This window comes from Rhodococcus sp. 320_ES (assembly GCF_059691855.1).
The window spans coordinates 544,061-564,628 of record NZ_JCAWAG010000005.1; the positions used below are offsets into that span (position 1 = coordinate 544,061).

The 20,568-nt window shown below is 67.1% G+C and carries 19 protein-coding genes; 18 read left to right on the forward strand and 1 reads right to left on the reverse strand.

The features are described 5' to 3' along the window. The first annotated feature begins 13 nt into the window (after positions 1-13). Genes AC59JP_RS20225 through hisI form a run of 8 tightly spaced genes read left to right on the forward strand, consistent with a single transcriptional unit; the run spans position 14 to position 5,099 of the window. Positions 14-1,120, forward strand: a complete 1,107-nt coding sequence (locus AC59JP_RS20225) for an MFS transporter (protein WP_497327582.1) — start codon at positions 14-16, stop codon at positions 1,118-1,120. Continuing rightward, a complete protein-coding gene (locus AC59JP_RS20230; RefSeq protein WP_497327583.1) occupies positions 1,108-1,518 on the forward strand; it encodes an MmcQ/YjbR family DNA-binding protein in 411 nt (136 codons plus the stop codon). Before AC59JP_RS20225 ends, AC59JP_RS20230 begins: the two co-directional genes overlap by 13 nt. Then, positions 1,515-2,147, forward strand: a complete 633-nt coding sequence (gene hisH / locus AC59JP_RS20235) for an imidazole glycerol phosphate synthase subunit HisH (protein WP_497327584.1) — start codon at positions 1,515-1,517, stop codon at positions 2,145-2,147. Before AC59JP_RS20230 ends, hisH begins: the two co-directional genes overlap by 4 nt. Then, positions 2,144-2,392 carry a hypothetical protein gene (locus tag AC59JP_RS20240; RefSeq protein ID WP_497327585.1) on the forward strand — a complete coding sequence of 83 codons (249 nt, stop codon included), beginning with the start codon at positions 2,144-2,146 and terminating at the stop codon, positions 2,390-2,392. The genes hisH and AC59JP_RS20240 overlap by 4 nt, the downstream gene beginning before the upstream one ends. A 31-nt stretch (positions 2,393-2,423) precedes the next feature. After that, positions 2,424-3,158 carry a bifunctional 1-(5-phosphoribosyl)-5-((5-phosphoribosylamino)methylideneamino)imidazole-4-carboxamide isomerase/phosphoribosylanthranilate isomerase PriA gene (gene priA / locus AC59JP_RS20245; RefSeq protein WP_497327586.1) on the forward strand — a complete coding sequence of 245 codons (735 nt, stop codon included), beginning with the start codon at positions 2,424-2,426 and terminating at the stop codon, positions 3,156-3,158. Beyond that, entirely contained in the window at positions 3,155-3,970 is an 816-nt protein-coding gene (locus AC59JP_RS20250; protein WP_497327587.1) for an inositol monophosphatase family protein, read from the forward strand. Before priA ends, AC59JP_RS20250 begins: the two co-directional genes overlap by 4 nt. Further along, positions 3,967-4,740 carry an imidazole glycerol phosphate synthase subunit HisF gene (hisF, locus tag AC59JP_RS20255; protein ID WP_497327588.1) on the forward strand — a complete coding sequence of 258 codons (774 nt, stop codon included), beginning with the start codon at positions 3,967-3,969 and terminating at the stop codon, positions 4,738-4,740. Before AC59JP_RS20250 ends, hisF begins: the two co-directional genes overlap by 4 nt. Then, complete coding sequence (hisI, locus tag AC59JP_RS20260) at positions 4,737-5,099, forward strand: phosphoribosyl-AMP cyclohydrolase (protein ID WP_497327589.1); 363 nt, start codon at positions 4,737-4,739, stop codon at positions 5,097-5,099. The genes hisF and hisI overlap by 4 nt, the downstream gene beginning before the upstream one ends. Before the next feature lie 3 nt (positions 5,100-5,102). Here the strand turns inward: hisI and AC59JP_RS20265 are convergent, their stop codons facing one another. Continuing rightward, positions 5,103-5,591 carry a MarR family winged helix-turn-helix transcriptional regulator gene (locus AC59JP_RS20265; protein WP_497327590.1) on the reverse strand — a complete coding sequence of 163 codons (489 nt, stop codon included), beginning with the start codon at positions 5,589-5,591 and terminating at the stop codon, positions 5,103-5,105. A gap of 134 nt (positions 5,592-5,725) precedes the next feature. On the opposite strand from AC59JP_RS20265, the gene AC59JP_RS20270 reads away from it, so the two are divergent. The 10 genes from AC59JP_RS20270 (at position 5,726) to pyk (ending at position 20,506) form a co-directional block, all read left to right on the forward strand. Continuing rightward, positions 5,726-7,267 (forward strand): anthranilate synthase component I, encoded by a 1,542-nt coding sequence (locus AC59JP_RS20270; RefSeq protein ID WP_497327591.1) that lies wholly within the window; start codon positions 5,726-5,728, stop codon positions 7,265-7,267. Next, a complete protein-coding gene (locus AC59JP_RS20275; protein WP_497327592.1) occupies positions 7,264-7,890 on the forward strand; it encodes a TIGR02234 family membrane protein in 627 nt (208 codons plus the stop codon). Before AC59JP_RS20270 ends, AC59JP_RS20275 begins: the two co-directional genes overlap by 4 nt. A gap of 169 nt (positions 7,891-8,059) precedes the next feature. Further along, on the forward strand, positions 8,060-8,869 hold the full coding sequence (gene trpC / locus AC59JP_RS20280) for an indole-3-glycerol phosphate synthase TrpC (RefSeq protein WP_497327593.1): 810 nt from the start codon (positions 8,060-8,062) through the stop codon (positions 8,867-8,869). A gap of 140 nt (positions 8,870-9,009) precedes the next feature. Then, the gene (gene trpB / locus AC59JP_RS20285; RefSeq protein WP_497327679.1) at positions 9,010-10,233 is read left to right on the forward strand and encodes a tryptophan synthase subunit beta; all 1,224 of its coding nucleotides are present in this window, start codon (positions 9,010-9,012) and stop codon (positions 10,231-10,233) included. A gap of 35 nt (positions 10,234-10,268) precedes the next feature. Next, on the forward strand, positions 10,269-11,051 hold the full coding sequence (gene trpA, locus AC59JP_RS20290) for a tryptophan synthase subunit alpha (RefSeq protein ID WP_497327680.1): 783 nt from the start codon (positions 10,269-10,271) through the stop codon (positions 11,049-11,051). Beyond that, positions 11,048-12,103: a prolipoprotein diacylglyceryl transferase gene (lgt, locus tag AC59JP_RS20295; RefSeq protein ID WP_497327594.1), complete on the forward strand. Its 1,056-nt coding sequence runs from the start codon at positions 11,048-11,050 to the stop codon at positions 12,101-12,103. Before trpA ends, lgt begins: the two co-directional genes overlap by 4 nt. Continuing rightward, positions 12,100-12,687: a TM2 domain-containing protein gene (locus AC59JP_RS20300; RefSeq protein ID WP_497327595.1), complete on the forward strand. Its 588-nt coding sequence runs from the start codon at positions 12,100-12,102 to the stop codon at positions 12,685-12,687. Before lgt ends, AC59JP_RS20300 begins: the two co-directional genes overlap by 4 nt. Positions 12,688-12,858: 171 nt before the next feature. Continuing rightward, on the forward strand, positions 12,859-17,442 hold the full coding sequence (gene gltB, locus AC59JP_RS20305; protein ID WP_497327596.1) for a glutamate synthase large subunit: 4,584 nt from the start codon (positions 12,859-12,861) through the stop codon (positions 17,440-17,442). Continuing rightward, positions 17,435-18,940 (forward strand): glutamate synthase subunit beta, encoded by a 1,506-nt coding sequence (locus AC59JP_RS20310; RefSeq protein ID WP_497327597.1) that lies wholly within the window; start codon positions 17,435-17,437, stop codon positions 18,938-18,940. The genes gltB and AC59JP_RS20310 overlap by 8 nt, the downstream gene beginning before the upstream one ends. Before the next feature lie 150 nt (positions 18,941-19,090). After that, a complete protein-coding gene (gene pyk / locus AC59JP_RS20315; protein ID WP_497327598.1) occupies positions 19,091-20,506 on the forward strand; it encodes a pyruvate kinase in 1,416 nt (471 codons plus the stop codon). Positions 20,507-20,568 lie beyond the last annotated feature (62 nt).

Here is a 20,568-nt window from a genome sequence, read left to right on the forward strand (position 1 = left end):
TCTCGCCGCCGCGATGATCATGGGCGCGGCGTCGTTCGGCGGGTTCGGTCTGCTGCTGCCGGTGGTTCCGCTCGTCATCTCGAACAACGGCGGATCCGATGCCCTGGCCGGAGCCACGACAGCGGTGTTCATGGGTGCCACCGTGCTCACTCAGCTCGCGGTGCCGTGGCTGCTGCGTGCCGTCGGCCACCGCGGCGCGTTGGCCGCCGGATGCCTGTTCCTGGGATTGCCGGCACTGGCTTTCCTGATGTCGACCGCACCGCTCGCCGTGCTGACGATCTCCGCGTTCCGAGGTGTCGGTTTCGGACTGCTGACGGTCTCGTCCGCGGCGCTGGTCGCCGAACTGGCGCCACCGGCGTTGCTCGGGCGTGCCACGGGCGCACAGGGAATCGCGGTCGCGGTGGCGCAGATGATCTCGCTCCCGGCCGGACTTGCTCTGCTGCAGGCGGTGTCGTCGACGGCGGTGTTCGTGGTCGGCGCGCTCGTGCCGGTGCTCGCGCTGGTCGCGATCGGTCGTCTGCCGAACGTGCGGTCCGCGGCGCCCATACCCGTATCGACGGGTGGTGCATTCCCGTGGCGTCGGTTGGTCGTTCCCTGCATGGCCATCGCGTCGGTGTCGGCGGCCTTCGGTGGCCTGTCCTCGCTCCTTCCCATCGCCGAGAGCGACGCTCCAGTCCTGGCGGGCCTTGCTCTAGCCGTCGTCAGCGGAGCCATGATCGTGGGACGGTACGGCGCCGGCGCGATCGCGGATCGCCTCGGACCCGGGCGAGCGCTGGTTCCCGCGCTAGTCGTCACCACGGTCGGGGTTCTCGCGTTTGCTGCCGGTGTCGCCGGAAACGGTTCTGCAGCCGTGCTGTTGGCGGCGGCCGTGGTGTTCGGAGTCGGCTACGGAGCGTGCCAGAACGAAAGCCTGGTCATGGCCTTCGCATACGCGGGTCCCGCCCGATTCGGAGCGGCCAGCGCAGCCTGGAACGTCAGCTTCGACGCGGGCACCGGCGTCGGGGCGCTGGCCCTCGGCGTTCTGGCCGTGCACTACGGCTATCCGCCGACCTTTGCCGCGGCATCGGCTCTGGTGCTGGTGGTGGCACTTCTGGTTCGATCGTCGACATGGCGACGCTGACAGGGGCATCTTCGATCGCGGCCGGCCTCCCCGAGGTTCGGGAAGGAACGCGGTGGAACAACCGCACCTGGTTCGTGGGCAAGAACGCGTTCGCATGGGAGCGGCCGTTGAACAAGGCCGACATCAAGCGATTCGGCGATCAGCCCGTACCCGCCGGGCCGATCTTCGCGGTCCACCTCGGTGACCTTCAGGAGAAGGAAGCCGTACTGGCCCAAGGGCATTCGGGCGTGTTCACGATCGAGCACTTCGCCAACTACCCGGCGGTGCTGATCCAGTTGGAGGCGGTCGAGGACGCGGTATTGACCGACCTGATCGTCGACGCGTGGCTCGTCGCCGCGCCGGACGAGCTCACCGAGAAGTACCTGGCCGCCAACCCCACCGATAGACTGGAGCCATGACTTCCGTTGCCCTACTCGATTACGGGTCGGGAAATCTGCACTCCGCACAGCGCGCCCTCGAACGTGTGGGAGCCACCGTCACCGTCACCTCCGATCATCGCGTGGCTCTCGCCGCCGACGGCCTGGTGGTTCCCGGGGTCGGCGCGTACGGAGCATGCATGGACGGACTGCTGTCGGTACGCGGCGACGAACTGATCGACAAGCGACTCGCGGGTGGCCGGCCCGTCCTGGGTATCTGCGTCGGAATGCAGATCCTCTTCGACCGCGGCGTGGAGTTCGGGGAACCCGCCACCGGCTGCGGCCAGTGGCCGGGCACCGTCGAGCAGCTGCAGGCCGACGTTCTTCCGCACATGGGATGGAACACCGTGACGCCCGACGCGGGCAGCGTTCTGTTCGACGGAATGGACGCGGACACCCGCTTCTACTTCGTGCACTCCTACGCGGCCCTGCGGTGGGAGATGGAGCCCAGCGACTACATAGCGCCCGCCACGCTGACGTGGGCCGAGCACGGCGGCCGATTCCTGGCGGCCGTGGAGAACGGTCCGTTGTCGGCGACACAGTTCCACCCGGAGAAGTCCGGCGACGCCGGCGCCGCGCTGCTCGAGAACTGGCTCCGCACCGTCGCATGAGCGACGACCCCGAGTTCTCGTTCGCTCGCCATGCCCTGATCTCGCTGGGCTCGGCGGCGCTCGTCCTCGCGCTGACGACGGTGGCGATCCTCGTTCTGCGTCCGGCGCCCGGCGTCGGGCTGCTGATCGTGGCGGTCGGTGTCGCCCTGGCAGTTGCGGTGATGGCGGCGGTGTCTCGTCGAACCGTGCGCCGCGCGTTCGGCGACGACCCCGGCGCGTCCGACGGCGTCGACCCGCCAGCGTGAACCCCGGGTTCGGGCAGTACCCTCGGACCACGTGAGCCTGGTACTTCTTCCCGCTGTCGATGTCGCCGATGGCGAGGCCGTGCGCCTCGTTCAAGGAGAGGCGGGAAGCGAAACCGCCTACGGTTCGCCCCGCGAGGCAGCTCTCGCCTGGCAGCGTGACGGCGCCGAATGGGTCCATCTCGTCGATCTCGATGCAGCGTTCGGACGCGGATCGAACCGCGACCTGCTCGCCGACGTCGTGGGCGAACTCGACGTCAAGGTCGAGTTGTCCGGCGGAATTCGCGACGACGAATCGCTCCGGGCCGCCCTCGCCACCGGATGTGCGCGTGTGAACCTCGGAACCGCTGCACTCGAAGATCCGGAGTGGTGCGCGCGTGCGCTCGGCGAGTACGGCGATCGGGTGGCCGTCGGGCTGGACGTGCGCATCGTCGACGGTGAGCACCGCCTGCGCGGCCGCGGCTGGGTCAGCGACGGGGGAGACCTCTGGGAGGTGCTCGCCCGTCTCGACCGCGACGGGTGCAGCCGATACGTCGTCACCGACGTCACGCGCGACGGAACCCTCACCGGACCCAATCTCGAACTGCTGCAGCAGGTCTGCGCGGCCACCGATGCACCCGTGATCGCGTCCGGAGGCGTGTCGACCATCGACGATCTGCGGGCCATCGCCACCCTGACCGACGCCGGCGTCGAAGGCTCCATCGTCGGCAAGGCGCTCTACGCCGGCAAGTTCACGCTGCCCGAGGCGCTTCGCGCCGTCTCGTCATGACCGATCTCGATCTCGACGCCCTCGCGTCCACCGCGCGGGACCTCCTCGACAGCATCACGGACCGATTCGTCGCCGGCGTCGGAGCACCGAGCGCGGTGGCGAAGGGTCCCGACGACTTCGCGACCGCTGTCGATCTCGAACTCGAACGCCGCCTCACCGACGAACTGTCCGAGCGCACCGGAATTGCGGTGCACGGCGAAGAGTTCGGCGGGCCGGATCTCGACTCGGGCACCGTCTGGGTCGTCGACCCCATCGACGGCACATTCAACTATTCCTACGGATTGCCCACTGCCGGAACACTTCTCTCACTTCTCGTGGACGGTGTTCCGGTCATCGGTCTGACGTGGCTACCGCTGTTCGGGCACCGCTACTGGGCAGTGGACGGCGGGCCGGTGCACCTCGGGTCCGACCCCCTTCCCGCGCTCGAAGCCACCACACTGGCGGAATCCATCGTGGGATTCGGCGCGTTCAACGTCGCGAGCCGTGGGCGTCTACCCGGCGCCTACCGGGTGCGGATCCTCTCCGAGCTCTCCCGCGACTCGTCACGCATCCGCATGCACGGTTCGACGGGACTGGACCTGGCCTTCACCGCCGCCGGCGTTCTGGGTGCGTCGGTCGTCTTCGGACACCAGGCCTGGGACAACGCAGCCGGCGCCATGCTCGTGCGGGCCGCAGGTGGAGTGGTCACCGACCTGCGCGGGCAGCCCTGGACCATCGAGTCGAAGTCGGTCCTGGCCGCCGCCCCCGGCGTGCACGACGAACTCCTCGAACTGATCACCTCGTTGGGGAATCCGGGAGACTTCCTGCCATGACCGTTGCCGTGCGCGTGATTCCGTGCCTCGACGTCGACGCCGGCCGAGTGGTCAAGGGCGTCAACTTCGCGGATCTGAGGGACGCCGGCGACCCGGTGGAGCTGGCGGCCAAGTACGACGCCGAGGGCGCCGACGAGCTGACGTTCCTCGACGTCACCGCCTCGTCCGGCGGCCGAGCGACCATGCTCGAGGTCGTCACCCGCACCGCCGAGCAGGTGTTCATTCCGCTCACCGTCGGCGGCGGCGTACGCACGGTCGCCGACGTCGACTCACTGCTGCGCGCCGGGGCCGACAAAGTGAGTGTGAACACCGCCGCAATCGCGCGCCCGGAGCTCCTGCGAGAGCTGAGCACCCGTTTCGGTTCCCAGTGCATCGTCCTCTCGGTCGACGCCAGGACCGTTCCCGACGGAGAGCCGCCGACGGCCTCCGGATGGGAAGTGACCACCCACGGTGGACGCCGGGGGACCGGCATCGACGCCGTCGAGTGGGCTCGCCGCGGCGCCGACCTCGGAGTGGGCGAGATCCTGCTGAACTCCATGGACGCCGACGGAACCAAGGCAGGGTTCGACATCGCCATGATCACGAAAGTCCGCGCAGCAGTGCACGTTCCGGTGATCGCCAGCGGCGGGGCCGGAGCCGTCGAACACTTCGCTCCCGCCGTCGCGGCCGGAGCCGACGCCGTACTCGCAGCCAGCGTGTTCCACTTCGGCGAGCTCGAGATCGGTGAGGTCAAGGACGCACTTCGAGCAGAAGGGGTGACCGTCCGATGACACCCGCCTCCGGCCTGCCCGCCGACATCGCGGCACGGCTCAAGCGCAACGACGCCGGCCTGTTCAGCGCCGTCGCGCAGGAACGCGGCACCGGCGACGTGCTGATGGTCGCGTGGATGGACGACGAAGCGCTCTCGCGCACGCTCGCCACCCGCAAGGGCACCTACTTCTCGCGCTCGCGGGGCGACTACTGGGTCAAGGGTGAGACGTCGGGTCACACCCAGTACGTCCACGAGGTCCGGCTGGACTGCGACGGTGACACCGTGCTGCTGATCGTCGATCAGGAGGGCGCGGCGTGCCACACCGGAACGCACACGTGCTTCGATACCGACGTGCTGCTCGCCGCCGAAAAGCCCTGACCGTCAGGCCTTTCCGAGCCCGGCGGCGATGCCGCGATCGAGCTGCGCCAGCATGACCGAGCCCAGGGTGCGCAAGGCCTCGACCTGAGCGTCGTCCAGGCCTTCGAACACCAACGACTGCACGGTCTCGACGTGCGTGGGCGCCGCCTCGCGCACCTTCTCCCACCCGGATTCGGTCAGCACCGCGAACGACCCGCGGCCGCCTTCGATGTTCTCGCGCTGCACCCATCCCACCTTTTCGAGCTTGGTGATCACGTGGGACAGCCGCGACAGCGATGCGTTGGACCTCTCCGCGAGGTCTCGCAACTTCAGACGACGATCGGGGCTCTCCGACAGACCGGCGAGGACGAAGTAGTCGAAGTGCGTCAATCCGGAGTCACGCTGCAGCTGAGTGTCCAGTGCCGCCGGAAGCCGGGTGCACAAGCTCACGAGCCCGCGCCACGCGGCTTGCTGCTCGGGGGTGAGCCATCGGGGGGTGCCCTGCTCGTCCATCGCGTGCCACCTCCACATCCTCGTCCGGAACTCGACCGAACCCGTCATATCCCTTAGCCGAGCCAACAGTGTGTCAGGTGCGCCGTGACTCCTGCCCGCGCAGGTGCCGATCGGGCACCTGAAACACTGGTCGCATGCATGGTCAGAAGAAGCCGTCGGCAACGACGTCACGTGAGCAATTTCGCCTGCTGGCCTCCGAGCACCGCGTGGTGCCCGTGGTGCGAAAAGTGCTCGCCGACTCCGAGACTCCACTGTCGGCCTACCGCAAGCTCGCGGACGACCGTCCGGGCACCTTTCTGCTGGAGTCCGCCGAGAACGGTCGATCGTGGTCCCGGTGGTCGTTCATCGGGGCCGGCTCGCCCGCCGCGCTGACCGTCGTCGACGGCGAAGCTGCCTGGATGGGAAACGTGCCCGCCGGCGCACCGTCCGGCGGTAATCCGCTCGACGCGCTGGGCGCGACGCTCGAATTGCTGCGCTCGGAACGACTGCCCGATCTCCCGCCCTTGACCGGCGGCATGGTGGGGTACCTCGGGTACGACGCCGTGCGTCACCTTGAGCGACTGCCGGACACGACCGTCGACGATCTCGAAGTACCCGAACTCGTCATGATGCTCGCCACCGACATCGCAGCGGTCGATCATCACGAGGGTGCGATCACGCTCATCGCCAACGCCGTGAACTGGAACGGCACCGACGAGCGAGTGGACGAGGCGTACGACGACGCCGTCGCTCGACTCGATCGCATGACCGACGCTCTGTCCACCCCTGCGCATTCGACGGTTGCCCAGTTCGACCGTCCCGCACCGCAATTCCGGCGCCAGCGAACGCCGGAGCAGTTCGGCGCCGGCGTGGCCAGGCTCGTCGAGGAGATCGAGGCGGGCGAAGCGTTTCAGGTCGTGCTGTCGCAGCGGTTCGAGATGGACACCGACGCCACGCCGATGGACGTCTACCGGATGCTGCGGGCGTCGAACCCCAGTCCGTACATGTACTTGATGCACGTACCCGACAGCGATGGTGGCACCGCCTTCTCCATCGTGGGGTCGAGCCCCGAGTCCCTGGTGACGGTGGTGGAAGGGGTCGCCACGACGCACCCCATCGCCGGAACCCGGTGGCGCGGGCACACCGAGGAAGAAGACGTGCTGCTCGCCAAGGATCTCCTCGCTGACGAGAAGGAGAACGCCGAGCATCTGATGCTCGTCGACCTCGGGCGCAACGATCTCGGGCGAGTGTGCACCCCGGGCACGGTGAAGGTGACCGACTATCGCCACATCGAGCGGTACAGCCACGTCATGCATCTCGTCTCGACCGTGACCGGGTCGTTGGCCGAGAACAAGCACGCCATCGACGCCGTCACCGCCTGTTTCCCGGCGGGGACACTTTCCGGTGCGCCGAAGGTTCGTGCAATGGAGCTCATCGACGAACTCGAGACGTCGCGCCGAGGTGTCTACGGTGGAATCGTGGGATACCTCGATTTCGCGGGAGACGCCGACACCGCAATCTGCATCCGGTCGGCACTGATCAAGAACGGCACCGCCTACGTCCAGGCGGGTGCGGGAGTGGTCGCCGACTCCAAGGCCGAGTACGAGGACGACGAGTCCAGGAACAAGGCCATGGCCGTACTCGGTGCCATCGCCGCCGCCGAGACGATTGCCGGTACGGGATCGGCTTCGTCGTGAATTCTCGCCGCGCCGTCGCCCTGACCGCTGTTCTGCTCGCGGTGTCCGCAGTGTGCCTGTGGGCGGCGTCGCGCATGACGTGGGTGACGCTCTCGTCGGTCGACGGCCTCGGGGACGAGCGCACGTCGACACTCGACGGGGGCACCTGGGCAGCGGCGACTACTCCGCTTGCCCTCGTGCTCGTTGCGGCGGTGGCCGCGATGTTCGCGGTGAAGGGCCGCTGGTCCATCCTGGTCGGGGTGCTGGTGGCCGCCGTTGCGGTCGGAGCGCTCGTGCCGGCCCTGTCGCTGCTGTTCGGCGGCGCCGACGCGGGCCGCGCCGGGGCGCTTGCCGAGCTACCCGCGCGGGCCGACGTGACCACCGTCGACGTGTCGTGGTTGCCGGCGGTGATCGTGGTCGTCGGCGCGGTACTCGCTCTCGTTGCCGCAGTGCTGCTGTGCCGCACACCGCCCTCGCGCGGGGGCTTGTCCTCCAAATACGACGCCCCGGCCGTGCGTCGAGCCGAGGCCGAGAAGGCGGCACTGACCGAAGACGACTCCGACGGCGAGCCCAGCGAGCGGGCATTGTGGGACGCACTCGATTCCGGCATGGACCCCACCGACGATCGTCGCCGACCGCAGTAGACGAACCGCCCGAACTGCCCAACGAGGCCGGTCGGTATGTGTGTAACAGTGACCACACTTTCGGCTCGGACACCCGATGAGAGCCGCCGTGCGGTAGGGCTCTAGTCTGTGTTCACCGGATGGGCTTCTCCACATCGGAGCTTGTCGGAAAGGATGCGGGGGCAGAAAAATGACCGTTCTCGATTCTATTCTCGACGGGGCGCGTGCAGACGCCGCAGCACGTGAATCCGTGCTCGACTTCGCCAGCGTCAAGGCAGCGGCGAAGGCCGCCAGGCCGCCCCTCGACGCCGCAGCAGCCCTCATCGAAACCGGCATCGGCGTCATCGCCGAGGTGAAGCGCGCCAGCCCGTCCAAGGGTGCACTGGCCGACATCAAGGACCCCGCCGACCTTGCCCGCGCCTACGAAGAAGGTGGCGCGCGCATCATCAGCGTGTTGACCGAGGAGCGCCGATTCCACGGCTCGCTCGACGACCTCGACGCAGTCCGTCGGTCCGTCTCGATTCCGATCCTGCGCAAGGACTTCATCGTCGGTCCATATCAGATTCACGAGGCACGAGCCCACGGCGCCGACATGATTCTGCTGATCGTCGCCGCTCTCGAGCAGGACGCGTTGGCCTCTCTCCTCGACCGCACGGAGTCCCTCGGAATGACCGCGCTCGTCGAGGTGCATACCGAGGAAGAAGCAGACCGCGCGCTGAACGCCGGCGCCAAGGTGATCGGTGTCAACGCTCGCAACCTCAAGACGCTCGAAGTGGACACCGACACGTTCGGACGCATTGCTCCGGGCCTGCCGTCCGAGGTGATCCGCGTCGCGGAATCCGGTGTTCGCGGCACCGCCGACCTGCTCGCGTACGCGGGTGCGGGTGCGGATGCGGTGTTGGTCGGCGAAGGCTTGGTCACCAGCGGTGACCCGCGTTCGGCGGTGCGTGATCTGGTGACGGCGGGTACGCACCCGTCCTGCCCGAAGCCTGCTCGCTAGACCACCTCGCCAGACTGCGCGGCCTCGACAATTCTGCGGTGCCCCCGCGATGAGCCCGCAGGGTTCGGTGGGGGAGACTTGATGGCGTGAGTACCAGCTACCGACCGACCACAGGCGACGTCCCGAGTACGAGTTCGGGAATTACCGAGCGCACGTCCCACGATCCGGATGCTCTCGGGCACTTCGGCAAGTACGGGGGCCGCTACGTACCCGAGGCCCTGATGGGCGTGATCGAAGAGGTCACCGCGGAGTACGCGAAGGCGCGAGTCGACGACGGCTTCCTCGCCGAACTGGACCGCTTGCAGCGCGATTACACCGGCCGCCCGTCACCGGTCTTCGAGGCGACCAGGCTCGCCGAGTTCGCCGGTGGTGCGCGCATCCTGTTCAAACGCGAAGACCTCAATCACACGGGCTCGCACAAGATCAACAACGTTCTCGGCCAGGTTCTCCTCGCCAAGCGAATGGGCAAGACGCGCATCATCGCCGAGACCGGAGCCGGCCAGCACGGCGTGGCCACGGCGACGGCATGTGCGCTGCTCGGCCTCGAGTGCGTGGTCTACATGGGTGAGGTGGACACCGAGCGGCAAGCTCTCAACGTCGCACGTATGAAGTTGCTCGGCTCCGATGTCGTTGCGGTGCAGTCGGGATCGCGGACCCTGAAGGACGCGATCAACGAAGCGCTGCGCGACTGGGTCAGCAACGCCGACAACACCTACTACTGCTTCGGCACCGTCGCCGGCCCGCATCCGTTCCCGATGATGGTGCGTGACTTCCAGCGCATCATCGGACTCGAAGCGCGTGCCCAGGTGCTGTCCTCGATGGGCCGTCTGCCCGACGCGATCGCCGCGTGCGTCGGAGGCGGTTCCAACGCGATCGGTATCTTCCACGCGTTCATCGACGACCCGAACGTGCGGCTCATCGGGTACGAGGCGGCGGGCGACGGCATCGAGACCGGCCGACACGCCGCCACGATCGGCGCCGGGTCGCCGGGTGCACTGCACGGCGCGTTCTCCTACCTGCTGCAGGACGAAGACGGCCAGACCGTCGACTCGCATTCGATCTCCGCCGGTCTCGACTACCCGGGTGTCGGGCCGGAGCACTCCTATCTCAACGACATCGGCCGCGCCGAGTACCGACCCATCACGGACTCCGAGGCCATGGACGCCATGCGGCTGTGTTCGCGTCGCGAGGGCATCATTCCGGCAATCGAATCCGCGCACGCCGTCGCAGGTGCTCTGAAGCTCGGCCAGGAACTGGGTGAGGGCGCAATCATTCTCGTCAACATGTCCGGCCGCGGCGACAAGGACATGGACACCGCCGCCAAGTGGTTCGGCATCATCGACGAGAAGGGCAACGTGACGTGACATCCGATCCGACCGACTACCGGCCCACCGGCCGCCTGGGTTCCGTCTTCGAGAAGACTCGATCCGAAGGCCGCGCTGCGCTCGTCGGATACCTGCCCGCCGGATTCCCGACCGTGCCCGGCTCGATCGACGTCGTGCGCGCCATGGTCGAATCCGGTTGCGACATCATCGAAGTCGGCATTCCGTACTCCGATCCCGTCATGGACGGGCCCACCATCGCAGCGGCCGCGGACAAGGCTCTGCGCAACGGCGCTCACGTGCGCGACGTCTTCACCGTGGTCGACGCCATCGCGTCGGCCGGCGGCAATGCCGTGGTGATGACGTACTGGAACCCGGTCATGCGCTACGGCGTCGACGCGTTCGCACGCGACCTCGCATCGGCCGGCGGGCTCGGCATGATCACCCCCGATCTCATCCCGGACGAGGCAACCGACTGGCTCGCCGCGTCCGACGAGCAGAACCTCGATCGCATCTTCCTCGTCGCCCCGTCCTCGACCGAGGAACGGCTCGCCCGCACTCTCGACTCGAGCAGCGGCTTCGTCTACGCAGCTTCGACGATGGGCGTGACCGGAGCCCGTGACGCCGTGTCCTCCATGGCGCCGGCGCTCGTGGCACGAATTCGGGAGCACTCCGGAATTCCGGTGGGTGTCGGTCTCGGTGTGCGGTCGGGAGCGCAGGCGGCGGAGATCGCCGCGTACGCCGACGCCGTGATCGTCGGCTCGGCACTCGTCTCGGCCGTGGACGACGGAATCGACGCCGTGTCGGCGCTGACAGCCGAACTCGCCGAAGGTGTGCGTTCGGCTACCGTGGCGTCGTGACATCACCCGGTACCGCTGTCCTCGCGTACATTCCGAGTCCGCCGCAAGGCGTATGGCACGTGGGCCCTCTCGCCCTTCGCGCGTATGCGTTCTTCATCATCGTCGGCATCATCATTGCCATCGTGTGGGGAGACCGGCGCTGGGTGGCGCGCGGCGGGACCAAGGGCACCGTGCTCGACGTCGCGGTGTGGGCGGTGCCGTTCGGGCTCATCGGCGGCAGGCTCTACCACGTCGCCACCGACGCGTCGACGTACTTCGGCGAGGGTGGAAACCCGATCGACGCGTTGAAGATCTGGCAAGGCGGGCTGGGAATCTGGGGCGCCGTGCTGCTCGGCGGTGTCGGCGCCTGGATCGCGTGCCGCCGCAGAGGCATTCCGCTTCCGGCGTTCGGTGACGCGGTCGCTCCCGGAATCCTTCTCGCACAAGCGATCGGCCGAATCGGCAACTACTTCAACCAGGAGCTGTACGGGCGCGAGACCACCCTTCCGTGGGGTCTCGAGATCTACGAGCGGGTCGACGCCAACGGCCGCACCGACTCGTTGAACGGGATCTCGACCGGTCTGGTCGAACGCGTCGTGCACCCGACGTTCCTCTACGAATTGCTGTGGAACGTCCTCATCGTGATCCTCCTGGTCGTCGTCGATCGTCGATTCCGCATCGGCCACGGCCGGTTGTTCGCGCTCTACGTCGCGGGCTACTGCGTCGGCCGGTTCGTCGTGGAGCTCATGCGCTCGGACTACGCCACCGAGATCGCGGGAATTCGCATCAACTCCTTCACGTCGAGCATCGTGTTCGTTCTCGCGGCCCTCTACGTCGTGTTCGCTCGCAAGGGCCGTGAAGATCCCGAAAGCCTGCGTTCGTCCGGCGATACGTCGGAGCTGGACGAAAGCGGCGATTCGACGGACACTGTCTCCGTGAACGCTGCGACCAGCAGTGACACGGCGAGCAGCGAGACGGCGAACAGCGACACGACCGTCAGCGACACGACCGTCAGCGACACGACCGTCAGCGATACTGCCGGCAGGGACACCGGGAAGGACGAAGCCAAGTGAGCGAACCCGATCGGCCCGATCTGACCAAGAAGTTCCCGCCTGCGCCCGACAACTCCGGGCAGTCGCAGTTCTCGCCGCCGCCTTCGGGTCAGCAGCCGACGTGGGATCAGCAGGCGCCCCAGTACCAGCAGCCCCAGTACCAGCAGCCGCAGTACGAACAACCGCAGTATCAGCAACCGCAATGGGATCAGCAACCGCAATGGGATCAGCAGCCGCAGTATCAGCAGCCCTTCGCCCAGCCCGGCTACGGGGCTCCGGTCGACCCCGGTGCGCCCTACGGCCGCGACCCGATGACGGGTCAGCCGTTCTCCGACAAGTCCAAACTGTTGGCGGGGCTGCTGCAGATCGTTCCTGTGTTCGTCGGCCTGCCGATCGGAATAGGTCGGTTCTACATGGGCTCGAACGGTATCGGCGTGGCCATGGCCGTGCTGACCGTGGTGAGCTATCTGTTGATCTTCACGCTCATCGGTGCGCTGCTCGGACTTCCGGTGCTGTTCGCCACCGGAATCTGGGCCATCGTCGACGGCGTCATCCTGCTCACCGGCAAGCCGCGCGACGGCGCGGGACGCCTGCTCAGGAACTGATACGCTCGACCAGGACCGACCGGTAACCCGATCAACGAGTTACCGTCGCTCATTCTCTGCATGCCTCTTCGGGCCGACGCTGTCCCGGTAGATCGAAGATAGCGTTGTGCGTGTGCCGTCCATGTCACCACCTCGAGTGGTCGACGTGGGGCCGACATGGAGGTGACCGAAGTGCTGTTTTCCCAGCTGCCCGCGGAGCAGGGTCTCTACGACCCGTCGCAGGAAACCGACTCGTGTGGCGTCGCCATGGTCGCCGACATTCAGGGGCGCCGGTCGCACTCCATCGTCGCCGATGCGCTTCTCGCCCTGGAGAACCTCGAACACCGCGGCGCAGCCGGAGCCGAACCGAACAGCGGTGACGGCGCCGGCATCCTCATCCAACTCCCGGCGGAGTTCCTGGCCGACCTGGTGGATTTCGAGTTGCCTGCACCGTCGCCCGACGGCGCCAATTCCTACGCCGCCGGCATCTGCTTCCTTCCGCAGGGTCTGCGCGAGCGCAACGCCGCCGTGGCTCGCATCGAATCGATTGCGGCGCAAGAGAACCTCGATGTTCTCGGCTGGCACGACGTCGCGGTCGATCCCGACGCCGCCGACGTGGGCCTGACGGCCCTCGGATGCATGCCGTTCATGCGATACCTGTTCCTCGCCGCCCCGCCGAAGGACGGCGTGCGGCCGTCCGGTCTGGACCTCGATCGTCTCGTCTACGCGGTCCGCAAGCGGGCGGAGCGGGTGACCCCCGAGGTCGAGGAGGAAGGCAGCGGCGTCTTCTTTCCGTCGCTGTCCTCGCGCACCATGACCTTCAAGGGCATGCTCACCACGATGCAGCTTCCGCTGTACTTCCCGGAGCTGCGTAACCCGTTGTGCAGCAGCGCTATCGCCATCGTGCACAGCCGGTTCTCCACGAACACGTTCCCGTCGTGGCCCCTGGCGCACCCGCACCGCTTCGTCGCGCACAACGGTGAGATCAACACCGTCAAGGGCAACCGCAACCGGATGCGTGCCCGCGAAGCCATGCTCGCCAGCGACGTGATTCCCGGTGACCTCACGCGGCTCTACCCCATCTGCACCCCGGACGCGTCGGACTCGGTCTCTCTGGACGAGGTGCTCGAGCTCCTGCATCTCGGTGGCCGCAGCGTTCCGCACGCGGTCATGATGATGGTTCCGGAACCGTGGGAGAACGACGCCACGATGGACCCGAAGGTGCGCGCCTTCTACCAGTTCCACTCCTCGATGATGGAGGCCTGGGACGGACCGGCGTGCGTCACCTTCACCGACGGCGCCTACGTCGGAGCGACGTTGGATCGCAACGGATTACGGCCCGGCCGGTGGTGGCGGACCGCCGACGACAAGATCATCCTCGCGAGCGAGGCGGGCGTGCTCGACGTCGCGCAGTCCGAGGTGGTGGCCAAGGGTCGCCTCGAGCCGGGAAAGATGTTCCTCGTCGACACCGTCGCCGGTCGGCTCGTTCCCGACGAGGAGATCAAGGCGAATTTGGCTTCCGCCCATCCGTACGACGAGTGGTTGCACGCCGGGCTGCTGAACATCAACACCCTCCCGCCTCGCGCGCACATCCAGTACAACCACGATTCCGTCGTCCGGCGTCAGGTCGCATTCGGATACACGGAGGAGGACCTGCGGCTCCTTCTCGTGCCGATGGCCGCGTCCGGAGGTGAGCCCCTCGGGTCGATGGGCACCGACACGCCTCCCGCAGTGCTGTCACAGCGGTCGCGTCAGCTCTACGACTACTTCATCGAACTGTTCGCCCAGGTGACGAACCCGCCGCTCGACGCCATCCGAGAAGAGATCGTCACCTCGCTGTCACGCGTGATGGGACCGGAGCAGAACCTGCTCGCGCCCACGGCGGCGTCGTGCCGACAGATCGAATTGCCGTGGCCCGTCCTCGACAACGACGACCTGAACAAGATCATCCACATCGACGACGACGGCGATCACCCCGGTCTGTCGGCCACCGTCCTGCGCGCTCTGTACGACGTGGAACGCGGCGGCGAGGGGCTTGCGGACGCGATCGAGGACTTGCGTGTACGCGCAAGCGACGCGATTGCGGCAGGTTTCAGCACGCTGATCATCTCCGACCGCGACTCCGACCACACCCGCGCTCCCATTCCGTCGTTGTTGGCGACGTCGGCGGTGCACCACCACCTGGTGCGGACGAAGGAGCGCACCAAGGTGGCGCTCGTGGTCGAGTCCGGCGACGCCCGCGAGGTGCACCACCTCGCGTTGCTGATCGGATTCGGCGCTGCCGCAGTCAATCCCTACCTTGCCATGGAGTCCATCGAGGACCTCGTCGGCGAGGGCGAACTGACGGGCGTCGAACCGACGCAGGCGGTCCGCAACTACCTCAAGGGCCTGGGCAAGGGCGTGCTCAAGGTCATGTCGAAGATGGGGATCTCGACGGTCGGCTCCTACACGGGCGCACAGGTTTTCGAGGCCGTGGGGCTCGACAAGGAATTCGTGCGCGAGTACTTCAAGGGCACCGCCAGCAAACTCGGCGGCGTGGGGATCGATGTCGTCGCCGAGGAGGTCAAGCTTCGCCACCGCCGCGCGTACCCGGAGAACCCCACCGATCGCGTGCATCGTCGTCTCGACGTGGGTGGGGAGTACCAGTTCCGCCGCGAGGGCGAGCTGCACCTGTTCACACCCGAGACGGTGTTCCTTCTCCAGCACGCCACCCGCACCGGACGGTACGAGGTGTTCCAGAAGTACACCGACGAGGTGGACCGTCTCACCCGCGAGGGCGGCGCGCTGCGGGGTCTGTTCGGGTTCGACGAGACTCTGCGCGAGCCGGTTCCGCTCGACGAAGTGGAGTCGGTCGAGTCGATCGTCACGCGCTTCAACACGGGCGCCATGAGCTACGGGTCGATCTCGGCGGAGGCGCACGAGACGATGGCGGTCGCGATGAACCACCTCGGTGGGCGGTCGAACTCCGGTGAGGGCGGCGAGGACACCGACCGGCTCTACGATCCGGAACGACGCAGCGCGGTCAAGCAGGTGGCCAGCGGCCGGTTCGGCGTCACCAGCGACTATCTCGTGAACGCCACCGACATTCAGATCAAGATGGCGCAGGGTGCGAAACCCGGTGAGGGTGGCCAACTTCCGGGATACAAGGTGTATCCGTGGGTGGCGAAGACGCGGCACTCGACTCCGGGTGTCGGTCTCATCTCGCCGCCGCCGCACCACGACATCTACTCCATCGAGGATCTGGCTCAGCTGATCCACGATCTGAAGAACGCGAACGAGAACGCCCGCGTGCACGTGAAATTGGTGAGCTCGGTCGGTGTCGGAACGGTCGCGACGGGAGTGAGCAAGGCTCATGCCGACGTGGTGCTCATCTCCGGTTACGACGGCGGCACCGGTGCCGCTCCATTGACGTCGCTCAAGCACGCCGGCGCTCCCTGGGAGGTCGGTCTGGCCGACGCCCAACAGACATTGGTACTCAACGGACTTCGTGATCGGATCACCGTGCAGGCCGACGGCGGCATGCGAACCGGTCGTGACGTGATCGTCGCCGCACTCCTCGGTGCCGAGGAATTCGGATTCTCCACTGCCCCGCTCATCGTGGCCGGCTGCATCATGATGCGGGTCTGCCACCTCGACACCTGTCCGGTGGGTGTGGCGACGCAGAACCCCGAACTGCGTAAGCGATTCAACGGCAAGCCCGAGTTCGTCGAGGAGTTCTTCCGCTTCATCGCGCAGGACGTCCGACACTATCTGGCGCAGCTCGGTTTCCGCAGTATCGACGAGGCAGTGGGCCGTGCCGACGTGCTGAGAACCGAAGAGGGGGTGGCGCACTGGAAGAGCCGAGGTCTCGACCTGTCGGCGGTCTTCGCCATCCCGACCGACCAACACGGCGCCAAGCTGACGCAGCGGCGCCGGCTGCGCGATCAGGATCACGGACTCGACCTCGCGCTCGACCGCACCTTGATCCAACTGTCGGAGGGGGCGCTCGAGGATGCGCACCCGGTGCGGCTCGAACTACCGGTACGCAACGTCAACCGCACGGTCGGAACGCTTCTGGGTTCCGAGGTCACCCGGCGCTACGGCGCCGCGGGGTTGCCCGACGACACCATCCACATCGAGTTCACCGGCTCGGCCGGGCAGTCCCTCGGTGCGTTCCTGCCGCCGGGCATCACGATCGACCTGATCGGCGACGCGAACGACTACGTCGGCAAGGGCCTGTCCGGTGGCCGTATCGTCGTGCGGCCCGCGGCGGACGTCTCCTTCGTACCGGAGGACAACGTCATCGCGGGTAACACGATTCTGTACGGCGCGACGTCGGGCGAAGTCTTCCTGCGCGGACGAGTGGGGGAGCGGTTCGCCGTCCGCAACTCCGGGGCAATCACCGTCAACGAGGGTGTGGGCGACCACGCCTTCGAGTATATGACGGGCGGTCGGTGCGTCGTGCTCGGCCCCACCGGCCGCAACATGGCGGCCGGCATGTCGGGCGGCATCGCGTTCGTGCTGGCGCTCGATCCGAAGAACGTCAACACCGCCATGGTCGAGATCCAGACCCCCGATCCGGACGACCTGGTGTGGCTGCGTGACGTGGTGGAAAAGCACCGCGACGTCACGGGTTCGACAGTGGCAGCGTCCATCCTGGCCGACTGGCCGCGTCGATCCGCGCAGTTCTCGAAGGTCATGCCCATCGACTACCAGCGAGTTCTCGACGCCACGCGCATGGCGCGGGCAGAGGGCCGCGATGTCGACACCGCAATCATGGAGGCAGCTCGTGGCTGATCCGCAGGGATTTCTGAAGGTCGTCAAGAAGGACGCTCTCAAGCGTCCGGTCGACGAACGCGTCGGCGACTGGCGTGAGGTGTACGCGCCGCAGCCCATGCAGGAACGCCAGGAAGAGGTGGCCGAGCAGGCGCGCCGCTGTATGGACTGCGGCATCCCGTTCTGCCACTCCGGTTCGGCGGGCTGCCCGCTCGGCAACCTCATCCCCGAGTGGAACGATCTGGTACGGCGGGGCCGCTGGGACGCGGCCATCGACCGCCTGCACGCGACCAACAATTTCCCGGAGTTCACCGGGCGGATCTGCCCCGCCCCGTGCGAGTCGGCGTGCGTGCTCTCGATCTCCGAGCCCGACACCGGCGGCAGCGTGACGATCAAGCGGATCGAGCAGACCATCGTGGACGTCGCATGGGCCGACGGGTGCATCGAGCCGTCGCCGCCGACCATCAGCACCGGCAAGAAGGTCGCCGTCGTGGGATCGGGACCGGCCGGTCTTGCTGCGGCACAACAGCTCACGCGCGCCGGACACGACGTCACGGTGTTCGAACGCGACGACCGGCTCGGTGGTCTTCTGCGATACGGCATCCCCGAGTTCAAGCTCGAGAAGTCCGTGCTCGATCAGCGTCTGATGCAAATGCGCGCCGAGGGTACGCATTTCGTCACCGACTGCGAGGTCGGTGTCGACTTCACGGTGGAACAGCTGCGGAGTTCCTTCGACGCGGTGATCCTGGCCGTCGGTGCGCTGGCCGGGCGCGACAACACGGACGTGGAGGGACGCGAGCTGGACGGCATCCATCTCGCGATGGAGCATCTGGTTCCTTCCAACCGGGAGTGCGAAGGCGACGGGCCCACCACCATTTCCGCCAAGGACAAGCACGTGGTCATCATCGGCGGCGGCGACACCGGTGCCGACTGTCTCGGTACGGCGCACCGGCAGGGCGCTGCGTCGGTGACGCAGCTCGACTACAACGCCGAGCTGCCCGCCGATCGAAACCCCGATTTGTCGCCGTGGCCCGCGTGGCCGCTCGTGCTGCGCACGTCGCCCGCACACGCCGAAGGCGGGGTGCGACGGTACGAGGTGGCGGTGCAACGGTTCCTCGGTGACGACAACGGTCACGTGCGGGCGATGGTGCTCGCCGAGGTCAAGGTCGAACGCGACGAAGACGGTCGACGCACGATCACGCCGGTGGGCGAGGAGATCGAATTGCCCTGTGATCTGGCGCTTTTCGCGATCGGATTCGAGGGGCCGGAGAAGGGGCCGCTGTTCGACGGCTACGGAATCGCCATGAATCGCCGCGGCAACGTCTCGTGCGGACCCGACTGGCAGACGTCGGCGCCGGGTGTATTCGTCTGCGGCGACGCGCATCGCGGAGCGTCGCTCGTGGTGTGGGCGATCGCCGAGGGTCGTTCGGCGGCGAACGGCGTGGACACCTATCTCACCGGCTTCTCCGAACTGCCGGCCCCGGTTCATCCGACGGCACTTCCGCTAGCGGTGGTCTGAGTTACCCACGGGTAGTGTCCTTTTTGTCGTTTCGCGGGCTCCACTCCGGTGTCCCTTTGTCGTTTCGCGGGCTCCACTCCAGCCCACTTGTCAGGACATAGCGGTCACGTTCGATAGAGAACAACGTTCTCAGGGACTAGGGTTTGTCGGGTGAGCCGACGGACGAAAATCGTATGCACCCTGGGACCTGCGACAGCAACGGACGAGCGGATCAAGGAACTCGTCGAGAGCGGAATGGACGTCGCCCGGCTGAACTTCAGCCACGGCGATTACCCCGATCACGAAGCCAACTACAACCGGGTGCGCAAAGCGTCGAACGAGACCGGCAAGGCGGTCGGCATCCTGGCCGACCTGCAGGGTCCGAAGATTCGGCTCGGCCGTTTCAAGGAAGGCCGCACCACCTGGGCCAACGGTGAACTGATTCGAATCACCGTCGACGAGTGCGAAGGTACTCACGACCGCGTGTCCACCACGTACAAAGAGCTCGCGATGGACGCGAAGGAAGGTGACCGCCTCCTCGTCGACGACGGCAAGGTCGGGCTGGTCGTCACCGGTGTCGAGGGCAACGACGTTCTGTGCCGTGTCACCGAAGGTGGGCCGGTCAGCAACAACAAGGGCGTGTCGCTCCCCGGTATGGACGTGTCCGTGCCGGCCATGTCGGAGAAGGACACCGCCGATCTCGAGTTCGCTCTCGCGCTCGGAGTCGACTTCATCGCACTGTCCTTCGTGCGGTCGCCGGCCGACGTGGAACTGGTGCACACAGTCATGGATCGAGTCGGTCGCCGCGTTCCCGTGATTGCCAAGATCGAGAAGCCCGAAGCCGTCGACAATCTCGAAGCGATCGTGCTCGCCTTCGACGCAGTGATGGTGGCGCGCGGTGACCTCGGCGTCGAGCTGCCGCTCGAGCAGGTGCCGCTGGTGCAGAAGCGGGCCATCCAGATCGCTCGTGCCAACGCCAAGCCCGTCATCGTCGCGACCCAGATGCTCGAGTCCATGATCGAGAACTCCCGCCCGACCCGCGCGGAAGCGTCCGACGTCGCCAACGCCGTTCTGGACGGAACCGACGCCGTGATGCTGTCGGGAGAGACCTCCGTGGGCAAGTTCGTCATGGAGACCGTGCGCACGATGGCGCGCATCGTCGAGACGGTCGAGACGGACGGGGACGCAGTTCCCGCGCTCACGCACACACCACGCACCAAGCGTGGCGTCATCTCCTACGCGGCTCGCGACATCGGCGAGCGGCTCGACGCCAAGGCGCTGGTCGCGTTCACGCAGTCGGGTGACACCGTCCGCCGCATGGCACGGTTGCACTCGCGCCTGCCGTTGCTCGCGTTCACCTCCATTCCCGAGGTTCGCAGTCAGCTCGCGCTCACGTGGGGCACCGAGACGTTCCTGGTTCCGTTCGTCGACACGACGGACGGCATGGTCCGTGAGGTCGACAAGTCGCTGCTCGAACTCGAGCGGTACAACCGCGGCGACCAGGTCGTCATCGTCGCCGGAGCGCCCCCAGGCACGGTAGGCTCCACCAACTTGATCACCGTGCACCGCCTGGGAGAAGAGGACTGATCCGCTTGATCGATGTGGGGGGCAGTGTCGGAGTGGGGGGCAGTGTCGGAGTGGGGGGCGCC